Origin of the sequence: Pseudomonas sp. P179 (assembly GCF_000478485.2) — a bacterium.
Lineage (GTDB): Bacteria > Pseudomonadota > Gammaproteobacteria > Pseudomonadales > Pseudomonadaceae > Pseudomonas > Pseudomonas aeruginosa.
The window spans coordinates 4,865,990-4,889,814 of record NZ_KI517354.1 but is presented as its reverse complement, the minus strand read 5'-3'; the positions used below and the strand labels follow the sequence as shown (position 1 = coordinate 4,889,814).

Genomic DNA, 23,825 nt, shown 5'->3' with positions numbered 1-23,825 from the left:
GGCGCGCCGGGAAAGGCGCGCGCAGCGCCGGCACGCGTCCGGCAGGAGCTTCGTCATGTCCGCGAAGGATACCCCGGCCCCCCAGGCCGCCGAGCCCGGTCGCGCCCAGCCGGTCGAAGTCCCCGGCGGCGGCCACTGGTGGCGCCGCCTGCTGGCCTTCGCCGGCCCCGGCTACCTGGTCGCGGTGGGCTACATGGACCCGGGCAACTGGGCCACCGACGTCGCCGGCGGCGCGCAACTGGGCTACCTGCTGCTCTCGGTAATCCTGCTCTCCAGCCTGATGGCGATGCTGCTGCAGGCGCTGTCCGCGCGCCTGGGCATCGCCAGCGGCCTGGACCTGGCCCAGGCCTGCCGCGAACGCTACTCGCCGAGCACCTGCCGCCTGCTGTGGCTGGCCTGCGAGACGGCGATCATCGCCTGCGACCTGGCCGAGGTGATCGGCACCGCCATCGCCCTGAAGCTGCTGTTCGGCCTGCCGCTGGCCTGGGGCGCCTTGCTCTGCGTGGGCGACGCGCTGCTGGTGCTGGTCCTGATCGGACGTGGCCAGCGGCCGCTGGAGGCCTTCGTGGTGGCGTTGCTGACACTGATCTTCGCCTGCTTCGCGGTACAGTTGCTGCTCTCGCGTCCCGAACTCGGCGAGGTGCTCCAAGGGTTCTTGCCGAGCCCGCGGGTGCTCAGCGACCCGGCTGCCCTGTACCTGGCGATCGGCATCGTCGGCGCGACCGTCATGCCGCACAACCTCTACCTGCATTCCTCGCTGGTGCAGAGCCGCGCCTACCCGCGCAGCCTTGCCGGCAAGCGCCAGGCGCTGCGCTGGGCGGTGGCCGACAGCAGCCTGGCGCTGACCCTGGCGCTGCTGGTCAACGCGGCGATCCTGATCGTCGCCGCCAGCGTGTTCCACCGCAACGGGCACACCGAGGTGGTCGATATCGAGCAGGCCCACGCGCTGCTCTCGCCATTGCTCGGCCTGGAACTCGCCTCGCTGCTGTTCGCCGTGGCGCTGCTCGCGTCCGGCCTCAACTCGACGGTCACCACCACCCTGGCCGGGCAGATCGTCATGGAGGGCTTCCTCCGCCTGCGCCTGGCGCCCTGGGCGCGGCGCCTGCTGACCCGTGGCGTCGCAGTGCTGCCGGTGCTGCTGGTGACCCTGCTCTACGGCGAGGATGGCACCGCGCGGCTGCTGATCTTCAGCCAGGTGATCCTGTCGATGCAGTTGCCGCTGGCAGTGATCCCGCTGCTACAGTTCGTTTCCGACCGGCGCCTGATGGGCCCGCTGGCGATCGGCGCCGGGACCCGGTGGCTGGCCTGGGCGGTAGCGCTGGCGATCGTCGGCCTGAACCTGCAACTGCTGGCCGACTTCGCGTTCGGCTGAGCATTGCCTGAGGGCACGCTGCGCGGTGCGGGACGCGCACTCAGGCAATGCTCAGCCATCGAGACCGCGGGGAAAACGGTCGGCCACCAGGTTCAAGGCGATGCCATGCTCCAGGCAGGCCTTGAGCCCGGCCAGCACCAGGGTGAAACCTTCGGTGGCGTCGACCACCCGCGGGATGACCTCTTCCGGGGTGCCGACGAAACCGCTGTTGCGGATGCTGACGAAGGTCCCGGCGCCGGGCAGTTCCTCGAACAGCCACTCCACCTGGGAAGGGTTGCTGTCGCCATTCGGCCATTCGATGAGGATGCGGCGGTTCGTCTGCAGGTCCTTCACTTCGATTTCCTGGGAAACCCCGTACATGTCCCAGTGCCAGCGCAGCCGTTTCCCGGCTTCGAGGCGGGCATCGCCGCGGCTGAACCAGAACCTGGCGGTGATGGCCGGATCGACGAAGGCTTCGAAGACCTCGGCGATGGGGCGGCGGATCAGCATTTCCGCCTTGGCGACGACCTGTGCGACGGCAGTCATGGCAAGTCCTCCATGGGGGTGGGCAAGGAAGCGGCCGCCGCCTCGGGCGGCCGCTCGTGGCTAGTGGCTCAGGCCGGGTATTTCTCGTTCAGAGCGTAGAGGATCGCCGCCGTCTCCACATCCAGCGCGCCGTCGTAGTTCTCCGGGCGGAAATGCATCTGGAAAGCGCGCAGCAGGCTGGTGAAGTAGGCATCGTCGACCGTCGCCGGCAGCGCATAGCCGTACAGGCGGAACGCCTCCAGCAGGTCGGCGCGCGGCGGCAGGCCGTCGCGCTCGAAGCCTTCGCGATAGCGATCGCGGGTGGCGTCGTCGTACCAGGCGCCGATACCGGCCTCGTAGAGTTCCTTCCAGGGCAGCTTCGGACCCGGGTCGGACTTGCGCCCGACGGCGATGTCGGAGTGGCCGACCACGTTCTTCGGGGTCATGTCCGGGTAGCGCTGCAGGATGTTCTTCGCCAGTTGCTTGAGTGCGTTGATCTGCGAGCGCTCGTAGTCGGGGAAGGTGAACACGCCGTCGTCGTCGCGGGCGAGGTTGACGATCTCGATGCCGATGGAGGTGTCGTTGAGGTTGTCGCGGCGCGCCCAGCCGCTGACGCCGGCGTGCCAGGCGCGGTCTTCCTCGGCGACCAGGTTGAAGATGCGCTGGCCCTTGAAGCCGGCGGCCTTGTAGCTGGGGTCGTGCGGCGCCGGGATCAGGTAGTGGGCGCTGGCGGCGCCGGTGGTCAGCGCCTTGACCGAGGCGGCGAAGTCGAGCGCGGTGTAGTGCAGCACCAGGAAGCGCACGCGTTTGCCGTAGGGGGTAGTGGTGCGATAGCTGTTGTAGTCGATGGTCAGCATGGTTTTCACCTTTTTGCGGATGATGGAAAGCCCCCGGCCACAGGCTCGCCTGTAGCTAGGGACGTCGATGCAGCGATGAGGTTCAGGGGCCGGCCGAGGAAACGCGGGCCCCGGCTAAACCGGAAGGAAGAAGACCGGGCATAAAAAAGCCCGGCACGCGGCCGGGCAAAAGGGATACACCAAAGGCAAGCCCCAGCGAACTGGGGGTACGGGGGCTCACCGAGGCCACTGAAAGATGGCGTTATGACAGCACCCGGCACAACCGAACTTTAAGTTGGCCGGACGCCGTGCGGGCGCACCCCAGAGCCTTTCGCAGCGGTCGCCGCCCGCTGCGTCCGGTTGCGCGGCGGGCGGAAACGACGAAGCCCGGCGCTGGGGCCGGGCTTCGAGGGCGACCACGGGAAACGTGATCATGGGAAAAAACTACCGCGAGCGTCCCGCCGCGTGCAACACCGTTCGTCCGTTGGCCGCTCTACTTTGCACTTCTTCACAAAGTTCACCAATAGCCATACAGACCCTCGACAGAGCGGCTACTACTCTATCCACGCCAGGTCCGATTGCTCTTCCATCTCCTGGCATTCCCGGCCACTGTCCACCCCCGCACAGTGGCTTTTTTTCGCCTGCGCCTAGCGTCGTGCCAGCGGCGCCTCGTCCCGCGCCAGCATCAGCGCCAGGATGCAGCCGAGGAGGAACGCCTGCAGCGCCAGGCGAGCGGCCAGCAGCGTCGGCGGGAAGGATGGGAACAGGTCGGGGTGCTGCCACATGTAGAGGTTGGCCGGGGTCACGCAGAGGGTCAGGATGAACAGCCCGCACGCCGCCAGCCGGCGCCATGCCGGCACCAGCAGGGCGGCGGCGCCGAGCAGTTCGAAGACCCCGCTGACCCACACCGCCGCCAGCGGCCAGGGCACGTAGGGCGGGACGATGCCGACGAAGAAATCGGTGAAGACGAAATGGCCAAGCCCACCCAGCAGGAACCAGGCGGACACGAAGGCCACGAGCAGCGTGCGAGCGGGCGACGGCATGGATAACCTCGGCGCGGCGATGGAACGGCAATCCTGCCACGCGCCGCCGACGCCAGGCCCATAACCTTTGCCCGGTTGGCAGGCGTCCGCCGAAACAAATGCTCAAACATTCCCGCCGCCGGGGCGACATCTGCTCAAAAAATGTCCTGGCCTTTCTTCGTCGAAAGACATACAATCCGGGACTGCGTACCAAACTGAAAGTCAATCAGGCTTTACCCCACGACCGGGCCCACAGATGAAAAGGGCTCTACCATCAGGGTTACAGCCTTCCGATGGTTCTTCGGTCGCCACTCTTCTGAAGCAATCCCCTGCCATGCAGGGCCGATGGGAAGACCGGCGTCCCGCAATACCACCCGCAGATTGATCAGGATCTTGGCCTGGAAACTTTCCTGCCAATCGATCCTCTGATTAGTACCTGAACTGCCAGCTTGCTCTTTTCGAAAAAAGCCGGCATAACCAGTACGTTCCCCCGACACAAAGCTTTCTTGGCACTGTCACGGAGCGGGAACATTTGCAATATACGCTGCTCCATAAGCGTGAAAGTAAAGGAACATAAGAATATGTCTATTCAACATCGTACTCAGGATGCAATTCGCACCCTAACCGCCGCATTTGCGCCGTTCGACTGCCTGATCCAGGCAACTCGTAAAGGAAACTTCAGTTTCACCATCGTTGACCAGCATGGCGTGGCCTGCCACAGCGAGCGCCTGTATCCGGAGCAGTACGACGACTCCGGCAAAATGGAAGAAGTGATCAATCGAGTTCGCAAGAAAACACTGGCTGCCTGAATCATGCAAGCATCAGCGCGAATGCAAGGAAAAGCCCCGTCCCCGACGGGGCTTTTTTGTGGGACAGCGAAAAGTACAGGTTAAGTTGAAGAAAGTTCCCACGCAGGAAATAAATATTTACTTATTCCTTTTTAAATATTTCCTCGCCAACTTCGTCATATTCCCGCGGCCAGGGGAAACAAGCGCAGGCCGTTTCTCCCGTACTCCACTCAGACGATCGCCAGGTTTCGCTTGCGGGTAGGCGGCGGAAACGCCTGGTCGAGCGCCCGCAGGTCATCGGCGCTCAGTTCCAGGTCGGCCGCCGCTGCATTCAGGCGAATGTGAGCGGACGTCACCGCCTTCGGGATCGCGATCACCCCCTGCTCCAGTAGCCAGGCCAGGGCGACCTGGGCGCTGCTGGCGTCGTGGCGCGCGGCGATCTCGCCGAGCGCCGGGTGCCGTAGCAGCCTGCCGCCCTGCCCCACCGGACAGTAGGCCATCACCGGCATGCCGCGCTCCTGGCACCAGGGCAGCAGGTCGTATTCGATACCGCGTTCCTCCAGGTTGTACATCACCTGGTTGGCGGCACAGGCGCTGCCGTCCAGTTCGTACATGTCGCCCAGGTCGAAGTTGGACACGCCCCAGCGCAGGATCTTGCCCTGGTCGCGCAACCGCTCGAAGGCTTCGATGGTTTCCTCCAGCGGATACCGGCCCTGCCAGTGCAGCAGGTAGAGGTCGATGGTTTCGCAACCGAGCCGGCGCAGGCTGCGCTCGCAGGCCGCCGGCAGACCCTTGCGGCTGGCGTTGTGCGGGTAGACCTTGCTGACCAGGAAGACCTCTTCGCGGCGTCCCGCGATAGCCGCGCCGACCACGTCTTCGGCGCCGCCCTCGGCGTACATCTCGGCGGTATCGATCAGCGTCATCCCCAGCTCGATGCCTTCGCGCAGCGCCGCGACCTCGCGCTTGCGTTCTCCGGGCTGCTCGCCGATATGCCAGGTACCCTGGCCGATGGCGGCGACCTCCTGGCCATCGATCAGCGTGAGCGTTTTCATGCAGCGTCTCCTGTGGTGAATGGACGGGGCCTCATGCCCAGGGATCATAGCTGCCGAAGCTCCAGACGTGGCCCTCCGGATCGCGGCAAGTGAAGCCGCGACCGCCGTAGTCCTCGTCCTTGATGTCGATGACGATCTCGGCGCCGGCGGCCTGGGCGCTGCGGAACAGGGCGTCGGGATCGGCGACCACCAGGTAGAGGCTCTGGGTATTGCCGCCGGCTTCGTCGACGTGCCGCATCAGCCGACCGTAGGCGTTGTCGCGGACGCTCGAGCCGAGCATCAGCATGCCGTTGGCGCCGTTCGGGCTGGCGTAGGTCAACTCGGCGTGGAGCACCTGTCCGTCCTCGCCGGGCACCACCAGCTTGCGCTGGAAGCCAAAGGTCCGGCACAGCCAGTCGATGGCGGCCGGCGCATCGCGGTAACGCAGGCAGGGAATGACGCTGGCGACGGTGTTGCTGGCGGGCGTGTGCATGGCGCATACCTCCGGGGGAAAGCACGACCACCAGCATAGACGCTGGACCGGACCGCCCCCGAGGCACGGATGGGCGGCGCGCCCTTCAGCGCAGCAGCGCCAGCACCCCGCCGAGCAACGGCACTCCGGCGGCGCAAGGCAATGCCCAGCGTGGCCGCCAGGCGAGCAGCAGGACCAGCGTGCCGGCCGCCAGCATCAGCAGGCAGGACCAGAAGACGATGCCGATCTCCACGCCCTGCCGGTGGATCGAGAAGGCCAGTGCCAGGCCCAGGTCGAGCAGCGCCACGCCGCGTAGCAGAAGCACCCGGGGAGCCGACGGCTCGTGGCCGAGGAGGTTCTTGTGGTGGCGGTTCATGGCCAGGCAGAGAGCGGTGAAAGCCAGCAGGTTGAGGCCGAAGACCAGCAGCATCAGGCCACCTCCTGGACGTTCAGGCGTCGCCGGACGGGCTTGCTCGACGCTTGCCGACGTCGCCAACCTAGCCAGGCGCAGAGCAGGCCGAGGCCCAGCAGGCTGAGGTCGACGCCGGCCAGCACCCAGTCGCCGCGCTGCAGGCTGGCCAACAGGTTGCCTTCCGGGCTACGCAGCAGGCCGAGCAGCGGCAGGCCCAGCGCCAGCACGGCGGCGAGGCGCAGTTGCGTGCGACCGAGGGTCCCGCTGTTGCGGCGGACGATGGCCCACAGCGCGACCAGCGCCCAACTGGCGCAAAACACGCGGATCTCCCAGGTGTCGCGGCCGGCCAGTTGCGTCGGCAGCAGGCGGTTGCCCCACAGCAGCGCCAGGCTGGCCAGCGGCAGGCCGCCGCAGACCGCCAGGTTCAGCGCCCGCACCAGACCAACGCCACGACTGCCGCGGACCTCGCGCTTGGCCAGCCAGACCTGCAACCCGCCGAAGATCATCATCGCCCCGGACAGCCCGAGCAACAGGTACATCCAGCGCACCAACTGGCCACCCCACTGGATCATGTGCAGGCCGGTCAGCCAGCCGTAGGTGGCGTAGCCGGGCGCATAGGACGGCTGGGCATGCAGCAGTTCGCCGCTGGAGGCATCGAAGTTGACCGTGCGCTGGTCGTCGAGGATGCGCGAGGCGTCGCGCCGGCGGATGTCCACGGTGGCCGCCTCGTCATAGGGATGGTGGACGCTGATCCAGCCCGGCGCGCCGCCGTCGCCCCAGACCTTGCCGGCCTCGACGATCAGGCCGTCTATGGACGCCGGCGGCCCCGCCGGGCGGCCGACCTCCTCGCGTTCGTAGGAGCCCTGCACTTCATGGAAGAAGCGCTCGCCATCGTTCTGGTAGACCACCTGCAGGCCCGCCTGCATGTAGTAGACGATGAAGATCACCAGGCCTGTGTAGGCGATCATCAGGTGGAACGGCAGGCCGATCACCCCCAGCACGTTGTGCGCGTCGAGCCAGGCGCGCTGCCGCGCCGCCTGCGGGCGCAGGGTGAAGAAGTCCTTGAAGATCCGCCGGTGCACGATGGTCCCGCTGACCAGCGCCACCAGCATCAGCATCCCGGCGATGCCGACGATGTACAGGCCGACCATGCCGGCGTGCAGGTCGTAGTGCAGGGTGAAGAAGAACTCGCCGCCGACTGTCTTCGGCAGCGGCTGGCCGCTCACCGCGTCCAGCTGAAAGACCTTGAACTCGCTGCCGTCGCGCGGCTCCCAGCCGGCGTTCCAGTAGGGCGCCCGCTCGCTCGGCGGCAGCATCCACCAGGCATGGGCATCGGGGGCGCGCTGGCGCAACCAGTCGCGCACCTGGTCGGCGCCCAGCGACTGCGCGCCGGGCAGGTGCAGGTCCGGCTGCATCCAGCGGGTCAGCTCCTTGTCGAAGCTGGCCAGGCTGCCGGCGAAGACGATGACGAACAGCAGCCAGCTGACCAGCAGCCCCGACCAGGTATGCAGGCCGGACATCGATTGACGCAGGTTCATGGACGCGCTCCGTAGTCGAGGCCGAGCCAGGCCAGGCCGCCCAGCGCCAGGCTGGCCAGCGCCAGCACCCAGCAGGCGCGCCAGGCGCTGCGCGCGGCGAAGGCGTAGACGATGGCCGCGACCCACACGGCGAAGCAGCCGAGGCTGCCGAACGAGACCCGGTCGGGACGCGGCAGCGGCAGGTAGATGCTCAGGCAGGCGGTGACCGCGTAGGCCAGCGCGTAGCCGAGCAGCACCGCGACGAGGATGCGGCCGGTGACGGACAGTCCGCCGGCCAGGGCCTGGCTGGTCATGGGGCGGCGTCCCGGGTGGAAACAGGGCCTTGCATCGTCGCTACCTCGTCTGGCTGGCACGGCGACGCCGCGCTCGCGGGTGGCGAGGCGGTCGTCGATTCGGAAGGTTTGCGACTGTATCTCAATTACGTTCGCATTTGTACTTGCTCCGGACGACCGCCAGGTCGCGTCGCGCCAGGGATTGCCGGGGTCCGACGAGTGCGGGTCGTATCCCGTCGCATTCGTCCGCCGCGCCATACGTCCATCTCCGCTCTGCGCAAGCGCGCCGAGCTTGGTAATATCGGCTGTTTGCGGTTTCGGCTGGTTTCGCCGAAGGACATACCGGATGACTTCACCCTCCGCCCCAGACACCCAGCTCAGCCTGGCCATCGACCCGGCCCGGCCGTATGCGCGGCTGACCCTCGGCAGCCACGTGCACAGCGGCTACGACCTGCGCAGCGGACGCATGCAGAGCATTTCCCGGCACCGTGCGGCGCTGGCCTTCATCTATGCCGGCGAGGCGGTTTCCGGGCGTCCCGGCAGCGAGCCACGGGAGGCCCAGCGGCGTATCGAACGGCGTCCGGCGCACGAGCAGGAATACCGCGAGACCCTGCGCCGCCTCGGCTTCAAGCCGGCGACCCGGCGCAGCGACGCGCTCGAGGAGAGCGCCGGCGAGATGTTCGAACTGCCCGGCGACAACGCCTGGCTGCACTTCATGCAGGACGACCTGCCGCGCCTGCGCCAGCAAGGCTGGTTCATCGACATCCGCGCCGACTTCGCCTACGACCTGACGCCCATCGACGCCTGGTACGCCGAGGTCGAGGAAGCCGACGACCGCCAGTGGTTCGAGCTGGAACTGGGCATCCAGGTCGCCGGCCAGCGGGTCAGCCTGCTGCCGGCGCTGACCGAACTGATCCGCCGCAGTCCGGCCCTGCTCGATCCGCGCGCCCTCGCCCGGCACGCCGACGAAGAGCAACTGGTGCTGCGCCTGGAACTCAACCCGCCGCTGCGCGTGGCGCTGCCCTTCGGCCGCCTGAAGCCGGTGCTGGCGGCGCTTTCCGACTTCTACCTGGGCGACCCCGAACCGCAGCGCAAGCTGCGCCTGGGCGCACCGGACGCGGCGCGCCTGGCCGATCTCGACGAGTTGCCGCTGGCCTGGGAAGGCGGCGACAACCTGCGCGACTTCGCCCGCCGCCTACGCAGTTTCCAGGCTCGTCCGGCGACCCCGCCGCAAGGCCTGCGCGCCGAACTGCGGCCCTACCAGCTCGAAGGCCTGAGCTGGATGCAGACCCTGCGCGAACTCGACAGCGGCGGCGTGCTGGCCGACGACATGGGGCTGGGCAAGACCTTGCAGTCGCTGGCCCACGTGCTCCTGGAAAAGCAGGCCGGGCGGCTCGACACGCCGGCGCTGGTGGTGATGCCCACCAGCCTGATCCCCAACTGGCTGGACGAGGCCGAGCGCTTCGCCCCCGATCTGCGCGTGCTGGCCCTGCACGGCACCGGCCGGCGCCGCGACTTCGCCCGCATCGACGAGCACGACCTGGTGCTGACCACCTATGCCCTGCTGCCACGCGACGCCGCCGAGCTGGGCAAGCGGCGGTTCCACCTGCTGATCCTCGACGAGGCGCAGAACATCAAGAACGCCACCACCAAGGCCGCCGTCGCCGCCCGCGAGCTGGCGGCACGGCATCGCCTGTGCCTGACCGGCACGCCGCTGGAGAACCACCTCGGCGAACTCTGGTCGCTGTTCCATTTCCTGATGCCCGGCTGGCTCGGCGACGCCCGCCAGTTCGCCCAGGACTACCGCACGCCGATCGAGAAGCACGGCGACGAGGCACGCCTCAGTCACCTGGCCGCGCGCCTGCGGCCGTTCCTGCTGCGACGGACCAAGGAACAGGTGGCCTCGGAACTGCCGCCGAAGAGCGAGTTCACCCAGTTCGTCGAACTCAGCGAGGCGCAACGCGAACTCTACGAGACCGTGCGCCTGGCGCTGGACCGCAAGGTCCGCGAGGAGATCGCCCGGCGCGGCCTGGCGCGCAGCCGCATCGTGATCCTCGAGGCGCTGCTCAAGCTGCGCCAGGTCTGCTGCGACACGCGCCTGCTGCAACGCCACGAAGACGGCGCGCGCAGCGGCCGGGCGCTCAGCTCGGGCAAGCTGGCCTACCTGCTCGACATGCTCGACGAACTGATCGCCGAGGGTCGCCGGGTCCTGTTGTTCTCGCAGTTCACCTCGATGCTCGCGCTGATCGAGGACGCCCTGCGCCAGCGCGGCGTCGACTACGTCCTGCTGACCGGCGAGACCCGCGACCGCCGCGCCCCGGTACAGCGCTTCCAGAGCGGCAAGGTGCCGGTGTTCCTGATCAGCTTGAAGGCAGGCGGGGTCGGCCTCAACCTGACCGCGGCGGACACCGTGATCCACTACGATCCCTGGTGGAACCCGGCGGTGGAGAACCAGGCCAGCGACCGCGCCTACCGCATCGGCCAGGACAAGCCGGTGTTCGTCTACCGGCTGATCGCCCGCGGCACGGTGGAAGAGAAGATCCAGCACCTGCAGCAGGAAAAGGCCGCCCTCGCCGACGGCCTGTTCAGCGAAGGCAACGGCGACGGCTGGAAGCTCGACGAGGCCGATATCGACGCGCTGTTCGCGCCCTTGCCCAAGGCGCTCTGAGGGCCGCCCGGATTCAGCGCGCGACGCCGCGGTAGACGTAGGTCATCGGCCGCGGCCCGGGCAGGTAGCCCTGTTCCAGCTCGTCGATGCGAAAGCCGGCCTCGCGCAGCAAGGCCGGCATGTCGCGGTCCAGGTGGCAACCGCCGGCCAGCGGTTTCCACCAGGGCGTCAGGCGCCGTTGCCAGGCCAGCACCGAGGCGTCCGGCGCGCGCCCATGCTCGCAGAACAGCAATTCGCCGCCACGCTTCAGCACCCGACGCATCTCGCCCAGCGCCGGCAGCGGCGCGGCGATGGAGCAAAGGGTGAAAGTGCAGACGATGGTGTCGAAGCTTTCCGCCTCGGCGCGGATCTCGCCAAGCTCGAGGGCGACCATTTCCACCGGGATGCCGATTTGCGCCGCGCGCTCGCGGGCCAGCGCCTGCATTTGCGCGGCCGGGTCGACACCGACGATCGCCGACACCTTCGCCGCGTCGTAGAAGCCCAGGTTGAGCCCGGTGCCCAGACCGATCTCCAGCACCCGCCCATGGGCGCGCGGCACCAGCAGCGAACGCTGCTTCATCACGTCGCCCATGCCGCAGGCGAAGTCGATCAGGCGCGGCAACACGTAACGGTCATAGATGCCCATGAAACTCTCTCCTGGCACAGCGGCTGGAGGGGAAAGCATAGACCAGCGATGCATTAGACGATTGTCGACAATCAAGCGACGAATGATTGACCCCACGCAATCCAGGCGGTAGCTTTCGCAAACATTGTCGACACATCGACCCGGACAGCCAGTACCATGACCCAGAACCCACCCCCTCTCGAGATTGCCCATGACGACGGCGAGACCTTGTCGGAACACGTCTTCCGCAAGATCCAGAGCGCCATCGTCAGCGGCGAGATCGCGCCGGGCAGCAAGATCTCCGAGCCGGAGCTGGCGCGCACCTACGGCATCAGCCGCGGCCCGCTGCGCGAGGCGATCCACCGCCTGGAAGGCCTGCGCCTGCTGGTGCGGGTGCCGCATGTCGGGGCGCGGGTGGTGTCGCTGAGCCACGCCGAGCTGATCGAGCTCTACGAGATCCGCGAGTCCCTGGAAGGCATGGCCTGCCGACTGGCCGCCGAGCGCATGAGCCAGGCCGAGATCGACGAGTTGCGCCGGGTGCTCGATACCCACGAGCGCGACGAGGCGTTCCAGGCCGGGCGCGGCTATTACCAGCAGGAAGGCGACTACGACTTCCACTACCGGATCATCCAGGGCAGCGGCAACGCCACTCTCACCCGCATGCTCTGCGGCGAGCTCTACCAACTGGTGCGGATGTACCGCATCCAGTACTCGACCACGCCGAACCGGCCGCGCCAGGCCTTCGCCGAACACCACCGCATTCTCGACGCCATCGCCGACCGTGACGGCGAACTGGCCGAGCTGCTGATGCGCCGCCACATCAGTGCGTCGCGCCGCAATATCGAGCGCCAGCTGGAACCCCAGCCGGCGAAGCTCGCCTCCGCTTCCTCCACCGTCTAAGAGGTCCGTGATGAGCCAGACGTCCCTTACCCCCGGCCAGCGCTTCCGCGAAGCCGTGGCCACCGAACACCCGCTGCAGGTGGTCGGCACCATCAACGCCAACCACGCCCTGCTGGCCAAGCGCGCCGGCTTCAAGGCCATCTACCTGTCCGGCGGCGGTGTCGCCGCCGGTTCCCTGGGCCTGCCGGACCTGGGTATCAGCGGCCTCGACGACGTGCTCACCGACGTGCGCCGGATCACCGACGTCTGCGACCTGCCGCTGCTGGTGGACGTCGACACCGGCTTCGGCTCCTCGGCGTTCAACGTCGCCCGCACGGTGAAGTCGATGATCAAGTTCGGCGCCGCCGCGATGCATATCGAGGACCAGGTCGGCGCCAAGCGCTGCGGCCATAGGCCGAACAAGGAGATCGTCTCGCAGCAGGAGATGGTCGACCGCATCAAGGCCGCCGTCGATGCCCGCAGCGACGACTCCTTCGTGATCATGGCGCGCACCGACGCGCTGGCCGTGGAAGGCCTGCAGGCCGCCATCGACCGCGCCTGCGCCTGTGTCGAGGCCGGTGCCGACATGATCTTCCCGGAAGCCATGACCGAACTGGCCATGTACAAGGAATTCGCCGCCGCGGTGAAGGTGCCGGTGCTGGCCAACATCACCGAGTTCGGCGCCACCCCGCTGTTCACCACCGACGAACTGGCCTCCGCCGACGTGTCCCTGGTGCTCTACCCGCTGTCGGCCTTCCGCGCCATGAACAAGGCGGCGGAGAACGTCTACACCGCGATCCGTCGCGACGGCACCCAGAAGAATGTGATCGATACCATGCAGACCCGCATGGAGCTGTACGATCGCATCGATTACCACAGCTTCGAGCAGAAGCTCGACGCGCTCTTCGCGCAGAAGAAGAACGCCTGAACATCGAGCCCGGCGTGCGCCTGAGCGCCGGTCCGCGAACCCCGTGAAACCGAGTTGCAGCATCCAGAAAAAGTTCAAGAAAGGAGAGAGCAATGGCTGAAGCAAAAGTACTGAGTGGCGCCGGCCTGCGTGGCCAGGTGGCCGGTCAGACAGCCCTGTCCACCGTCGGCCAGGAAGGCGCCGGCCTGACCTACCGTGGCTACGACGTCCGCGACCTGGCGGCGGCGGCGATCTTCGAGGAAGTCGCCTACCTGCTGCTCTACGGCGAACTGCCGAACAAGCAACAGCTCGACGCCTACCTGAAGAAGCTCCAGGGCCAGCGCGACCTGCCGCAGGCGCTGAAGGAAGTTCTCGAACGGATTCCCAAGGACGCCCACCCGATGGACGTGATGCGCACTGGCGCCTCGGTCCTCGGCACCCTGGAACCGGAGCTGAGCTTCGACCAGCAGCGCGACGTCGCCGACCGCCTGCTCGCCGCCTTCCCGGCGATCATGACCTACTGGTACCGCTTCACCCACGAAGGCCAGCGCATCGACTGCAACAGCGACGAGCCGACCATCGGCGGGCACTTCCTCGCCCTGCTCCACGGCAAGAAGCCCAGCGAGCTGCACGTGAAGGTGATGAACGTCTCGCTGATCCTCTACGCCGAGCATGAGTTCAACGCATCCACCTTCACCGCGCGGGTTTGCGCCTCGACCCTGTCCGACCTCTACTCCTGCGTCACCGGCGCCATCGGCTCGCTGCGCGGCCCGCTGCACGGCGGCGCCAACGAGGCGGCGATGGAACTGATCGAACGCTTCTCTTCGCCGCAGGAAGCCACCGCCGAGCTGCTGAAGATGCTCGAGCGCAAGGACAAGATCATGGGCTTCGGGCATGCCATCTACAAGGATTCCGACCCACGCAACGAAGTGATCAAGGGTTGGTCGAAGCAGCTCGCCGACGAGGTCGGCGACAAGGTCCTGTTCGCGGTTTCCGAGGCCATCGACAAGACCATGTGGGAGCAGAAGAAGCTGTTCCCCAACGCCGACTTCTACCACGCCTCGGCGTATCACTTCATGGGCATCCCGACCAAGCTGTTCACGCCGATCTTCGTCTGCTCGCGGACCAGCGGCTGGACCGCCCACGTCTTCGAACAGCGCGCCAACAACCGCATCATCCGCCCGAGCGCCGAGTACACCGGCGTCGAGCAGCGCGCGTTCGTGCCGCTGGAGCAACGCTGATCCACGCCGTCCGGCGCGCCGAACGCGAGCGCGCCGGACGGTTGCCGCACCCAGAATTCGAAAGGCCGGCGTGGGCTGCGCCACGGCGCGAGCGACACGCTTCCGAACACCCCGTGATTGAGTCCGAGCCATGAACAGCGCACACCGCAAACCGCTCCCCGGCACCCGCCTGGACTACTTCGACGCCCGCGAGGCGGTCGAGGCGATCCAGCCCGGTGCCTACGCCAAGCTGCCCTATACCTCCCGCGTGCTCGCCGAGAACCTGGTGCGCCGCTGCGACCCGGCGACCCTGGAGGCTTCGCTGCGCCAACTGGTCGAGCGCAAGCGCGACCTCGACTTCCCCTGGTACCCGGCGCGGGTGGTCTGCCATGACATCCTCGGGCAGACCGCTCTGGTCGACCTCGCCGGCCTGCGCGACGCCATCGCCGACAAGGGCGGCGACCCGGCCCAGGTCAACCCGGTGGTGCCGGTGCAACTGATCGTCGACCACTCGCTGGCGGTGGAATGCGGCGGCTACGACCCCGAGGCCTTCGCCAAGAACCGCGCCATCGAGGACCGCCGCAACGAGGACCGCTTCCACTTCATCGACTGGACCAAGCAGGCCTTCCGCAACGTCGACGTGATCCCGCCGGGCAACGGCATCATGCACCAGATCAACCTGGAGAAAATGTCGCCGGTGATCCAGGCGCGCGACGGCGTGGCCTTCCCCGATACCTGCGTGGGCACCGACAGCCATACCCCGCACGTCGACGCCCTGGGCGTGATCGCCATCGGCGTCGGCGGCCTGGAAGCGGAAAACGTGATGCTCGGCCGCGCCTCCTGGATGCGCCTGCCGGACATCGTCGGCGTCGAGCTGAGCGGCCGTCGCCAGCCGAGCATCACCGCCACCGACGTGGTGCTGGCCCTGACCGAGTTCCTGCGCAAGCAGAAGGTGGTCGGCGCCTACCTGGAGTTCTACGGCGAAGGCGCCTCCAGCCTGACCCTCGGCGACCGCGCGACCATCTCCAACATGGCTCCGGAATACGGCGCCACCGCGGCGATGTTCGCCATCGACCAGCAGACCATCGACTACCTGCGCCTCACCGGCCGCGACGACGAGCAGGTCGCCCTGGTGGAGGCCTATGCGCGCACCGCCGGACTCTGGGCCGACAGCCTGGTCGACGCCGAGTACGAGCGGGTACTGAAGTTCGACCTGTCCAGCGTGGTGCGCAACATGGCCGGCCCGTCCAATCCGCACGCCAGGGTCGCCACCAGCGAACTGGCGGCGAAAGGCATCGCCGGCAACCTCGAGCGGGCCCGCGCCGAGGAAGCCGAGGGCCTGATGCCGGACGGCGCGGTGATCATCGCCGCGATCACCAGTTGCACCAACACCAGCAACCCGCGCAACGTGATCGCCGCCGGCCTGCTGGCGCGCAACGCCGACCGCCTCGGCCTGGTCCGCAAGCCATGGGTGAAGACCTCGCTGGCACCCGGCTCCAAGGTGGTCACCGAATACCTGCGCGAAGCCGGCCTGCTGCCGCACCTGGAAGCCCTCGGCTTCGGCGTGGTGGCCTACGCCTGCACGTCTTGCAACGGCATGTCCGGCGCCCTCGACCCGGCGATCCAGCAGGAGATCGTCGAGCGCGACCTGTACGCCACCGCGGTGCTCTCCGGCAACCGCAACTTCGACGGGCGCATCCACCCCTACGCCAAGCAGGCCTTCCTCGCCTCGCCGCCGCTGGTGGTGGCCTACGCCATCGCCGGGACCATCCGCTTCGACATCGAGCGCGACGTGCTCGGCGTGGTGGACGGCAAGGAGATCCGCCTGAAGGACCTCTGGCCGAGCGACGAGGAGATCGACGCGGTGGTCAGGGCGGCGGTGAAGCCCGAGCAGTTCCGCCAGGTCTACATCCCGATGTTCGACATCACCCACGGCGAGCGCGAGAAGGTCGACCCGCTCTACGCCTGGCGCCCGACGAGCACTTACATCCGCCGCCCGCCGTACTGGGAAGGCGCCCTCGCCGGCGAACGCACCCTGCGCGGCATGCGCCCGCTGGCGGTGCTGCCGGACAACATCACCACCGACCACCTGTCGCCGTCCAACGCGATCCTCGCCGACAGCGCGGCGGGCGAATACCTGGCGAAAATGGGCCTGCCCGAGGAGGACTTCAACTCCTACGCCACCCACCGCGGCGACCACCTCACCGCACAACGCGCGACCTTCGCCAACCCGAAGCTGTTCAACGAGATGGTGCGCAACGCCGACGGCAGCGTGAAGCAGGGTTCGCTGGCGCGGGTCGAGCCGGAAGGCAAGGTGATGCGCATGTGGGAAGCCATCGAGACCTACATGGAGCGCAAGCAGCCGCTGATCATCGTCGCCGGCGCCGACTACGGGCAGGGTTCTTCGCGCGACTGGGCAGCCAAGGGCGTGCGCCTGGCCGGGGTGGAGGCGATCGTCGCCGAGGGCTTCGAGCGCATCCACCGCACCAACCTGATCGGCATGGGCGTGCTGCCGCTGGAGTTCAAGCCGGGTACCACCCGCCTGACCCTGGGGATCGACGGCAGCGAGACCTTCGACGTGCTCGGCGCTCGCCGGCCGCGCGCCGACCTGACCCTGGTCATCCACCGGCGCGACGGGGAGCGGCTCGAAGTGCCGGTGACCTGCCGCCTGGACAGCGACGAGGAAGTCTCCATCTACGAAGCCGGCGGCGTACTGCAACGCTTCGCCCAGGACTTCCTGGAGGCGGCCGGCGCCTGATGGCGCCGGCGAAACACCCTGGTAGGACGGACGACGCGTAGCGTCATCCGCCGACGACCGGCAGCGGCTGTCGAACGCAGCCGCTGCCCCTGAATTCGATTGCCGAGGACGACGACGCATGGCCCACCCACCCCAGATCCGCATCCCCGCCACCTACCTGCGCGGCGGCACCAGCAAGGGCGTGTTCTTCCGCCTGGAAGACCTGCCGGAATCCTGCCGGGTCCCCGGCGAGGCGCGCGATCGGCTGTTCATGCGGGTGATCGGCAGCCCCGACCCCTATGCCGCGCACATCGACGGGATGGGCGGCGCCACCTCCAGCACCAGCAAGTGCGTGATCCTCTCGAAGAGCAGCCAGCCGGGCCATGACGTCGACTACCTCTACGGCCAGGTCTCCATCGACAAGCCCTTCGTCGACTGGAGCGGCAACTGCGGCAACCTCTCCACCGGGGCCGGCGCCTTCGCCCTGCACGCCGGGCTGGTGGATCCGGCGCGGATACCGGAAGACGGCATCTGCGAGGTGCGCATCTGGCAGGCCAATATCGGCAAGACCATCATCGCCCACGTGCCGGTGAGCGGCGGCCAAGTCCAGGAAACCGGCGACTTCGAGCTGGACGGAGTGACCTTCCCGGCGGCCGAGATCGTGCTGGAGTTCCTCGACCCGTCCGACGACGGCGAGGACGGCGGCGCCATGTTCCCCACCGGCAACCTGGTGGACGATCTGGAGGTGCCGGGGGTCGGTACCTTCAAGGCGACCATGATCAACGCCGGGATTCCCACGGTGTTCGTCAATGCCGAGGAGATCGGCTACCGCGGCACCGAGCTGCGCGAAGAGATCAACGGCGACCCGCAGCAACTGGCGCGCTTCGAACGGATCCGCGTCGCCGGCGCCCTGCGCATGGGCCTGATCAAGACCCCCGAGGAAGCCGCGACCCGCCAGCACACGCCGAAGATCGCCTTCGTCGCCCCGCCCCGCGACTACCGCACCGCCAGCGGCAAGCTGGTGGCGGCCGGCGATATCGACCTGCTGGTCCGCGCGCTGTCCATGGGCAAGCTGCACCACGCGATGATGGGTACCGCGGCGGTGGCCATCGGCACCGCCGCAGCCATTCCCGGCACCCTGGTGAACCTCGCCGCCGGCGGCGGCGAACGCAGCGCGGTACGCTTCGGCCATCCCTCCGGCACCCTGCGAGTGGGCGCCGAGGCCAGCCAGGCGAACGGCGAATGGACGGTGACCAAGGCGATCATGAGCCGCAGCGCGCGAATCCTCATGGAAGGCTGGGTGCGCGTACCCGGCGACGCCTTCTGAACCGACCTATCCTTGCCCCGGCCTTCCGCCACCGCGAAAGGCCGGGGCGTCTTGCAGCCACGACAAGAAAAACCATCCCCGAACCAGCCTGACCCGAGAGGAAACCCACCACTTACGAACCACTGGAGTACGCGATGAGTGCCAACGTCGATCTCAACCAACGTCCCGACTACGACGCCGTCCTGCAGGACATCGCCGACTACGTGCTGGACTACCGCATCGATTCCACGGAGGCCCTGGACACCGCCCGCAACTGCCTGATGGATACCCTCGGCTGCGGCCTGCTGGCGCTGCGCTTCCCGGAATGCACCAAGCACCTCGGCCCGCTGGTCGAGGGCACCCTGGTCCCGCACGGCGCGCGGGTGCCGGGCACCTCCTTCCGGCTCGACCCGGTCAAGGCCGCCTGGGACATCGGCTGCATCGTCCGCTGGCTGGACTACAACGACACCTGGCTGGCCGCCGAGTGGGGCCATCCCTCGGACAACCTCGGCGGCATCCTCGCCGTCGCCGACCACCTCTCGCAGAAACGCCTGGCCAACGGCGAAGCGCCGCTGAGCATGCGCCAGGTACTGGAAGCGATGATCATGGCCCACGAGATCCAGGGCGTGATCGCCCTGGAGAACTCGTTCAATCGCGTCGGCCTCGACCATGTGCTGCTGGTCAAGGTCGCGTCCACCGCCGTCTGCGCCAAGCTGATGGGGGCCGACCGCGAGCAACTGCTGGCCGCCCTCTCCCACGCCTTCGTCGACGGCCAGGCCCTGCGCACCTACCGTCACGCACCGAACGCCGGCTCGCGCAAGTCCTGGGCCGCTGGCGACGCGACGAGCCGCGGCGTGCGCCTGGCGGACATCGCCTTGCGCGGCGAGATGGGCATCCCCGGCGTGCTCAGCGCGCCGCAATGGGGTTTCTACGATGTCCTGTTCAGCCACACCAGCAAGGACCTGGCGACCAAGCCCGAGGACAAGCGGCGCTTCAGCTTCCCCCAGGGCTACGGCAGCTACGTGATGGAAAACGTGCTGTTCAAGATCAGCTTCCCCGCCGAATTCCACGCGCAGACCGCCGCCGAGGCCGCCGTGCGCCTGCATCCGCTGGTGAAGGACCGCCTGCAACGGATCAGCCGCATCGTCATCACCACCCACGAGTCGGCGATCCGCATCATTTCCAAGGTCGGCCCGCTGGCCAACCCCGCCGACCGCGACCATTGCCTGCAGTACATGACCGCCGTGCCGCTGATCTTCGGCGACCTGGTGGCCGAGCACTACGAGGACGCCTTCCACGCCGCCCACCCGCTGATCGACCGCTTGCGCGAGAAAATGGAGATCGTCGAGGAGCCGCGCTACAGCCGTGAATACCTGGAGGCGGACAAGCGCTCCATCGCCAACGCCGTGGAAGTATTCTTCGACGACGGCAGCAGCACCGGCCAGGTCGCCGTGGAGTACCCGCTCGGCCATCGCCGCCGGCGCGCCGAAGGCATCCCGCTGCTGCAGGAGAAGTTCAAGGCCAACCTGGCCACGCGCTTCCCGCCGCAGCGCTGCCAGAGGATCTTCGACCTGTGCAGCCACCAGGCATCGCTGGAAGCCACGCCGGTGAACCGCTTCATGGACCTCCTGGCGATCTGAGCGCGCCCGCCTGGAAGGCGCTGGGCGGCTGGCCGAGGACCCGGCGGAACATGGTCGAGAAGGCTGCCGGGCTCTGGTAGCCGCAGTCTAGGGCGATGGCGGTGACCGTTTCGCCGCCGGCCAGCCGCGCCAGTGCCTGCACCACGCAGGCGCGTTGCTTCCAGGCACCGAAGCTGAGGCCGGTGTAGCGACGGAAGGTGCGGTTGAAACTGCGCAGGCTGGTATGCAGCAACCCGGCCCAGCGTTCGGCGCTGGCGCGGATGTCGGGCTCGACGAGGAACGCCTCGCAGAGCGCCAGCCAGCGCGGCTCGGGCGGCAAGGGCACGTGCAGCGGCAGCGTCTCGGCCGCCGCCAGCTCATGGAGCAACAGCGTCGCCAACGCGCCGTCGCGACCTTCGGTGTCGTATTCCAGGGGCATGTCCACCGCCGCCAGCAACAGTTGCCGCAGCAGCGGCGACACCGCCAGCACCTGGCAGTGCGCCGGCATCGCCATGGCGCTGCCGGGCTCGATGTACAGGCTGCGGGTGCTCACCCCGAGCATTCGCACCTCGTGCTCGACGCCCGGCGGAATCCACACTGCGCGCTGTGGCGGCACCACCCAGCCGGCGTCGCCGGTACGCACCTGCATCACCCCGCTGGCACCGTACAGCAATTGCGCGCGACGATGCCGATGGCGCGGCAGCAGGTAGCCGTCGGGATAGTCGGTACCCATGGCCACCACGGCCCGGGGCGTGGCGTCGTACTGCTCGATGGAAGCGTTGCGCATGGTCGAAGCACTTGGCCGAAACGCGAATAGTATTGGCCAACCTCGCGAAGCGGGCCAGCCCCGGGACGCCTAAGCTGGCCTTCCGCTCTCGCTCCGGAAACCCGCCATGTTCTATCTCCTGCTCTTTCTCTGCGGCTGCCTCACCGGGGTCAGCGCCGTGTTGTTCGGCTTTGGCGGCGGCTTCGTGGTGGTGCCGCTGCTCTATCACCTGCTGCAACTCGGTCGCGCCGCCGACGACCCGCTGGCCCAGGCGGCCATGCAGGTCGCGGTGGCCACCTCGACCTGCGTGATGATCGTCAACGCCGCCCTCGCCACCTATCGCCACCGGCGCGCCGGCAGCCTGCTGCGCGCCTATGTCTGGCCGCTGGGCGCGTACATCGGTATCGGCGCGGTGCTTGGCGCGGCGCTGGTCGGCCTGGCCAGCGGCGACTTCATTCGCCTGGCCTTCGTCGCCTACCTCGCCATCACCATCCTCGACTGCCTGTTGCGTCGCGGCTTCCTCAGCCGCGCCGAGGAGCGCCAGGCGCGGCCGCTGGGCGTCGGCGAGACGCGCCTGGGCGGAACGCTGATCGGTGCGATCGCCACCTTCCTCGGCGTCGGAGGCAGCGTGATGACCGTACCACTGCTGCGCCGCTGCGGGCTGAGCATGACCCAGGCGACCTCCATGGCCAACCCGCTGAGCCTGCCGGTGGCTCTTGGCGGCACCCTTACCTACCTGGTCCTGGCCGGCTACCAGGAGCAAGGCCTGGGCCGAGGCTTCGTCGGCTACATCGACCTGCTGGCCTTCGCCACCCTGGCCGGCGGCGGCTGGCTCGGCATCCGCCTGGCGACCCCGCTGATCGGGCGGATTCCCGATGCGCTGCATGCACGGGTGTACGTCGGCCTGCTGGCGGCGGTGATGCTGAGCATGCTGGCGGGCTGATGCCCCAGCCTGGGTAGGGCGAATAACGCCAACGGCGTTATCCGCCGGATGCACCGGACCGGATATCGGCGCAACGAAAAAAGGGCCTCGTCCGAGGCCCCTTTTCTTTTCCGGCGCTACACCGCTCAGGACGCCGCGCGGCTTACCGAGCCGGTGCCGGAAGGCTCCTTCGGCGCCAGGTTGAAGGCGTAGTACAGGACGGTCAGCAGCAGGATGAACGGCGGGCCGATGTAGAGGGCGATGCGGGTGTCCTCGAAGAAGGCCATCAGCACCACCACCATCACCAGGAACGCCAGCGCCAGGTAGGAACTGACCGGGTACAGCCACATGCGGTATTGCAGCTTGTCGCACTCGGCCGGGCTGAGCGTCTTGCGGAAGCGCAACTGGGCCAGCAGGATCATCGCCCAGGTCCAGATCGCGCCGAAGGTGGCGATGGAAGTCACCCAGACGAATACCTTCTCCGGCACCAGGTAGTTCAGCAACACGCCCAGCAGCAGCGCCAGGATCGACAGGATCAGCGCCCGGCGCGGTACGCCGCTGCGCGAGGCCTTGCCGAAGAAGGCCGGGGCCTGGCGATGCTGGGCCAGGCTGTAGAGCATGCGCCCGGTACTGAAGATGCCGCCATTGCAGGACGACAGTGCGGCGGTGATCACCACGAAGTTGATGATCCCGGCGGCGGTCTTGATGCCCATGCGCTCGAAGGTCATCACGAAGGGGCTGCCCTGGGTGCCGATCTCGTTCCACGGATAGAGCGACATGATCACGAACAGCGAGCCGACATAGAACAGCAGGATGCGCCAGAACACCGAGTTGATCGCGCTGGGAATGGTCTTGGTCGGGTTACGCGCTTCGCCGGCGGTGAGGCCGATCATTTCCACCCCGAGGTAGGCGAACATCACCATCTGCAGCGACATCAGCACGCCCTGGATGCCATTGGGCATGAAGCCGCCGTGGGCCCAGAGGTTGGAGATGCCGGTGGCGATGCCGTCGTTGCCGAAGCCGAAGGCGATCATGCCGATGCCGACCACCACCATCGCCAGGATGGTGACGATCTTGATCAGGGCGAACCAGAACTCGAACTCGCCGAAGGCACGCACCGCGATGAGGTTGATCGTGCCCATGCTCGCCAGGGCCGCCAGGGCCCAGATCCAGCGCGGCACGTCGGGGAACCAGATACCCATGTAGACGGCGACGGCGGTGATTTCGGCGACACAGGTCACCAGCCAGAGGAACCAGTAGTTCCAGCCGGTGATGAAGCCCGCCAGCGGGCCCAGGTAGTCCTTGGCGTACTGGCTGAAGGAACCGGCCACCGGATTGTGTACCGCCATCTCGCCGAGGGCGCGCATGATCACCAGGATCGCCAGGCCGCCGAGGATGTAGGAGATCATGATGGCCGGGCCGGCCATCTGGATGGCCTTCGCCGAGCCCAGGAACAGGCCGACGCCGATACAGGCGCCGAGCGCCATCAGGCGGATGTGTCGCTCACCGAGCTCGCGCTTCAGGGAGCCGTCTTGAACCTTCTGTTCGCCGACAGACGACATGGGAACAACCTCATTTTGTTATTGAGATAGATCAGTTGCGGACTCGCTCGTGCGGTCGGGGTAGGGAAGCGGATTTCACCAACGGCGCGGCCCCTGCGCGATACCGCACAGCGGGCGACGACGGGGCGTCATAGGTTCCAGGACTGCACACCGGAAGAGGCTGTCCGCTCTCGTGGAGCGAACGTGGGCATTGCGGGAGTCGACTACAACTGAGGTCGGGCCGGAGTTTTACACAAGATTTCAAGGCCGTCATGCCCCGCGATGGGGCAACTGGACCAAAGGCGTAAGGACCGCCAACGCTGAATGGATTCACTCCCTGGGCCGCGCGCGCGGCAGCAGGGACAGCGGCCGGCCGAGCCGGGAGTGGACGGTTTCGCGCTGGCCTTGC

The 23,825-nt window shown here is 67.6% G+C and carries 21 protein-coding genes; 10 read left to right on the top strand and 11 right to left on the bottom strand.

What is annotated here, in order from left to right; all coding sequences use genetic code 11:
• Positions 1-55 precede the first annotated feature (55 nt).
• The gene (locus HMPREF1224_RS34745; RefSeq protein ID WP_003106624.1) at positions 56-1,372 is read left to right on the top strand and encodes an Nramp family divalent metal transporter; all 1,317 of its coding nucleotides are present in this window, start codon (positions 56-58) and stop codon (positions 1,370-1,372) included.
• A gap of 51 nt (positions 1,373-1,423) precedes the next feature.
• Here HMPREF1224_RS34745 and HMPREF1224_RS34740 read toward each other — a convergent pair whose 3' ends face one another.
• The 3 genes from HMPREF1224_RS34740 to HMPREF1224_RS34730 all read right to left on the bottom strand — a co-directional run bounded on the left by HMPREF1224_RS34740 (position 1,424) and on the right by HMPREF1224_RS34730 (position 3,755).
• The gene (locus HMPREF1224_RS34740; RefSeq protein ID WP_003085649.1) at positions 1,424-1,897 is read right to left on the bottom strand and encodes an SRPBCC family protein; all 474 of its coding nucleotides are present in this window, start codon (positions 1,895-1,897) and stop codon (positions 1,424-1,426) included.
• Between the two features lie 68 nt (positions 1,898-1,965).
• A complete protein-coding gene (ampDh3, locus tag HMPREF1224_RS34735) occupies positions 1,966-2,733 on the bottom strand; it encodes an N-acetylmuramoyl-L-alanine amidase AmpDh3 (protein ID WP_003106625.1) in 768 nt (255 codons plus the stop codon).
• A 626-nt stretch (positions 2,734-3,359) separates the two neighbouring features.
• Positions 3,360-3,755 (bottom strand): DoxX family protein, encoded by a 396-nt coding sequence (locus HMPREF1224_RS34730; RefSeq protein WP_003106627.1) that lies wholly within the window; start codon positions 3,753-3,755, stop codon positions 3,360-3,362.
• Between the two features lie 560 nt (positions 3,756-4,315).
• On the opposite strand from HMPREF1224_RS34730, the gene HMPREF1224_RS34725 reads away from it, so the two are divergent.
• Positions 4,316-4,543, top strand: coding sequence for a hypothetical protein (locus HMPREF1224_RS34725; RefSeq protein WP_003085644.1), 228 nt, complete (start codon positions 4,316-4,318; stop codon positions 4,541-4,543).
• A gap of 209 nt (positions 4,544-4,752) precedes the next feature.
• On the opposite strand, the gene HMPREF1224_RS34720 is transcribed toward HMPREF1224_RS34725, so the two are convergent.
• From HMPREF1224_RS34720 to HMPREF1224_RS45680, 5 genes are all read right to left on the bottom strand, one after another.
• Positions 4,753-5,574, bottom strand: a complete 822-nt coding sequence (locus HMPREF1224_RS34720) for an aldo/keto reductase (protein ID WP_003123018.1) — start codon at positions 5,572-5,574, stop codon at positions 4,753-4,755.
• A 31-nt stretch (positions 5,575-5,605) separates the two neighbouring features.
• A complete protein-coding gene (locus HMPREF1224_RS34715; protein ID WP_003085641.1) occupies positions 5,606-6,046 on the bottom strand; it encodes a VOC family protein in 441 nt (146 codons plus the stop codon).
• Between the two features lie 85 nt (positions 6,047-6,131).
• Complete coding sequence (locus tag HMPREF1224_RS34710; protein WP_003114195.1) at positions 6,132-6,455, bottom strand: DUF3325 domain-containing protein; 324 nt, start codon at positions 6,453-6,455, stop codon at positions 6,132-6,134.
• The gene (locus HMPREF1224_RS34705) at positions 6,455-7,975 is read right to left on the bottom strand and encodes a PepSY-associated TM helix domain-containing protein (protein ID WP_003103038.1); all 1,521 of its coding nucleotides are present in this window, start codon (positions 7,973-7,975) and stop codon (positions 6,455-6,457) included. Before HMPREF1224_RS34705 ends, HMPREF1224_RS34710 begins: the two co-directional genes overlap by 1 nt.
• Positions 7,972-8,268: a DUF3649 domain-containing protein gene (locus tag HMPREF1224_RS45680; RefSeq protein WP_003085639.1), complete on the bottom strand. Its 297-nt coding sequence runs from the start codon at positions 8,266-8,268 to the stop codon at positions 7,972-7,974. The genes HMPREF1224_RS34705 and HMPREF1224_RS45680 overlap by 4 nt, the downstream gene beginning before the upstream one ends.
• A 655-nt stretch (positions 8,269-8,923) precedes the next feature.
• Between HMPREF1224_RS45680 and HMPREF1224_RS34695 the strand changes: the two genes are divergently transcribed.
• The gene (locus HMPREF1224_RS34695; protein ID WP_074198676.1) at positions 8,924-10,915 is read left to right on the top strand and encodes a DEAD/DEAH box helicase; all 1,992 of its coding nucleotides are present in this window, start codon (positions 8,924-8,926) and stop codon (positions 10,913-10,915) included.
• 13 nt (positions 10,916-10,928) lie between these two features.
• Here the strand turns inward: HMPREF1224_RS34695 and HMPREF1224_RS34690 are convergent, their stop codons facing one another.
• Positions 10,929-11,579 carry a class I SAM-dependent methyltransferase gene (locus HMPREF1224_RS34690; RefSeq protein ID WP_074198675.1) on the bottom strand — a complete coding sequence of 217 codons (651 nt, stop codon included), beginning with the start codon at positions 11,577-11,579 and terminating at the stop codon, positions 10,929-10,931.
• 117 nt (positions 11,580-11,696) lie between these two features.
• Between HMPREF1224_RS34690 and HMPREF1224_RS34685 the strand changes: the two genes are divergently transcribed.
• The 6 genes from HMPREF1224_RS34685 to prpD all read left to right on the top strand — a co-directional run bounded on the left by HMPREF1224_RS34685 (position 11,697) and on the right by prpD (position 20,208).
• Positions 11,697-12,419, top strand: a complete 723-nt coding sequence (locus tag HMPREF1224_RS34685; RefSeq protein WP_003085635.1) for a GntR family transcriptional regulator — start codon at positions 11,697-11,699, stop codon at positions 12,417-12,419.
• A 10-nt stretch (positions 12,420-12,429) separates the two neighbouring features.
• The gene (gene prpB, locus HMPREF1224_RS34680) at positions 12,430-13,326 is read left to right on the top strand and encodes a methylisocitrate lyase (RefSeq protein ID WP_003103044.1); all 897 of its coding nucleotides are present in this window, start codon (positions 12,430-12,432) and stop codon (positions 13,324-13,326) included.
• Positions 13,327-13,418: 92 nt separating this feature from the next.
• Positions 13,419-14,546: a bifunctional 2-methylcitrate synthase/citrate synthase gene (prpC, locus tag HMPREF1224_RS34675; protein ID WP_003103050.1), complete on the top strand. Its 1,128-nt coding sequence runs from the start codon at positions 13,419-13,421 to the stop codon at positions 14,544-14,546.
• A 130-nt stretch (positions 14,547-14,676) separates the two neighbouring features.
• Positions 14,677-17,283, top strand: coding sequence for a Fe/S-dependent 2-methylisocitrate dehydratase AcnD (gene acnD / locus HMPREF1224_RS34670; protein WP_010793866.1), 2,607 nt, complete (start codon positions 14,677-14,679; stop codon positions 17,281-17,283).
• Between the two features lie 118 nt (positions 17,284-17,401).
• The gene (prpF, locus tag HMPREF1224_RS34665) at positions 17,402-18,589 is read left to right on the top strand and encodes a 2-methylaconitate cis-trans isomerase PrpF (protein ID WP_003103056.1); all 1,188 of its coding nucleotides are present in this window, start codon (positions 17,402-17,404) and stop codon (positions 18,587-18,589) included.
• Between the two features lie 134 nt (positions 18,590-18,723).
• Positions 18,724-20,208, top strand: a complete 1,485-nt coding sequence (gene prpD, locus HMPREF1224_RS34660) for a 2-methylcitrate dehydratase (protein ID WP_003103059.1) — start codon at positions 18,724-18,726, stop codon at positions 20,206-20,208.
• Here prpD and HMPREF1224_RS34655 read toward each other — a convergent pair.
• On the bottom strand, positions 20,186-20,974 hold the full coding sequence (locus tag HMPREF1224_RS34655; RefSeq protein ID WP_003103062.1) for an AraC family transcriptional regulator: 789 nt from the start codon (positions 20,972-20,974) through the stop codon (positions 20,186-20,188). The two genes, prpD and HMPREF1224_RS34655, sit on opposite strands and share 23 nt — an antisense overlap.
• Positions 20,975-21,080: 106 nt before the next feature.
• On the opposite strand from HMPREF1224_RS34655, the gene HMPREF1224_RS34650 reads away from it, so the two are divergent.
• Complete coding sequence (locus HMPREF1224_RS34650) at positions 21,081-21,896, top strand: sulfite exporter TauE/SafE family protein (protein ID WP_003159593.1); 816 nt, start codon at positions 21,081-21,083, stop codon at positions 21,894-21,896.
• 125 nt (positions 21,897-22,021) lie between these two features.
• Here the strand turns inward: HMPREF1224_RS34650 and HMPREF1224_RS34645 are convergent, their stop codons facing one another.
• Entirely contained in the window at positions 22,022-23,437 is a 1,416-nt protein-coding gene (locus HMPREF1224_RS34645; protein ID WP_010793865.1) for an amino acid permease, read from the bottom strand.
• Positions 23,438-23,825: the final 388 nt, after the last annotated feature.

Bases quoted from the DNA above. Each gene is read 5' to 3' on its own strand.
- HMPREF1224_RS34695 (WP_074198676.1), top strand. From the start codon at position 8,924: ATGTTCGAACTGCCCGGCGACAACGCCTGGCTGCACTTCATGCAGGAC.
- HMPREF1224_RS34705 (WP_003103038.1), bottom strand. From the start codon at position 7,975: ATGAACCTGCGTCAATCGATGTCCGGCCTGCATACCTGGTCGGGGCTG.
- HMPREF1224_RS34720 (WP_003123018.1), bottom strand. From the start codon at position 5,574: ATGAAAACGCTCACGCTGATCGATGGCCAGGAGGTCGCCGCCATCGGC.
- acnD (WP_010793866.1), top strand. From the start codon at position 14,677: ATGAACAGCGCACACCGCAAACCGCTCCCCGGCACCCGCCTGGACTAC.
- HMPREF1224_RS34715 (WP_003085641.1), bottom strand. From the start codon at position 6,046: ATGCACACGCCCGCCAGCAACACCGTCGCCAGCGTCATTCCCTGCCTG.
- HMPREF1224_RS34710 (WP_003114195.1), bottom strand. From the start codon at position 6,455: ATGCTGCTGGTCTTCGGCCTCAACCTGCTGGCTTTCACCGCTCTCTGC.
- HMPREF1224_RS34685 (WP_003085635.1), top strand. From the start codon at position 11,697: ATGACCCAGAACCCACCCCCTCTCGAGATTGCCCATGACGACGGCGAG.
- HMPREF1224_RS34655 (WP_003103062.1), bottom strand. From the start codon at position 20,974: ATGCGCAACGCTTCCATCGAGCAGTACGACGCCACGCCCCGGGCCGTG.
- HMPREF1224_RS34645 (WP_010793865.1), bottom strand. From the start codon at position 23,437: ATGTCGTCTGTCGGCGAACAGAAGGTTCAAGACGGCTCCCTGAAGCGC.
- HMPREF1224_RS34740 (WP_003085649.1), bottom strand. From the start codon at position 1,897: ATGACTGCCGTCGCACAGGTCGTCGCCAAGGCGGAAATGCTGATCCGC.
- HMPREF1224_RS45680 (WP_003085639.1), bottom strand. From the start codon at position 8,268: ATGACCAGCCAGGCCCTGGCCGGCGGACTGTCCGTCACCGGCCGCATC.
- HMPREF1224_RS34650 (WP_003159593.1), top strand. From the start codon at position 21,081: ATGTTCTATCTCCTGCTCTTTCTCTGCGGCTGCCTCACCGGGGTCAGC.
- HMPREF1224_RS34730 (WP_003106627.1), bottom strand. From the start codon at position 3,755: ATGCCGTCGCCCGCTCGCACGCTGCTCGTGGCCTTCGTGTCCGCCTGG.
- prpD (WP_003103059.1), top strand. From the start codon at position 18,724: ATGAGTGCCAACGTCGATCTCAACCAACGTCCCGACTACGACGCCGTC.
- ampDh3 (WP_003106625.1), bottom strand. From the start codon at position 2,733: ATGCTGACCATCGACTACAACAGCTATCGCACCACTACCCCCTACGGC.
- prpC (WP_003103050.1), top strand. From the start codon at position 13,419: ATGGCTGAAGCAAAAGTACTGAGTGGCGCCGGCCTGCGTGGCCAGGTG.
- HMPREF1224_RS34725 (WP_003085644.1), top strand. From the start codon at position 4,316: ATGTCTATTCAACATCGTACTCAGGATGCAATTCGCACCCTAACCGCC.
- prpB (WP_003103044.1), top strand. From the start codon at position 12,430: ATGAGCCAGACGTCCCTTACCCCCGGCCAGCGCTTCCGCGAAGCCGTG.
- prpF (WP_003103056.1), top strand. From the start codon at position 17,402: ATGGCCCACCCACCCCAGATCCGCATCCCCGCCACCTACCTGCGCGGC.
- HMPREF1224_RS34690 (WP_074198675.1), bottom strand. From the start codon at position 11,579: ATGCTTTCCCCTCCAGCCGCTGTGCCAGGAGAGAGTTTCATGGGCATC.
- HMPREF1224_RS34745 (WP_003106624.1), top strand. From the start codon at position 56: ATGTCCGCGAAGGATACCCCGGCCCCCCAGGCCGCCGAGCCCGGTCGC.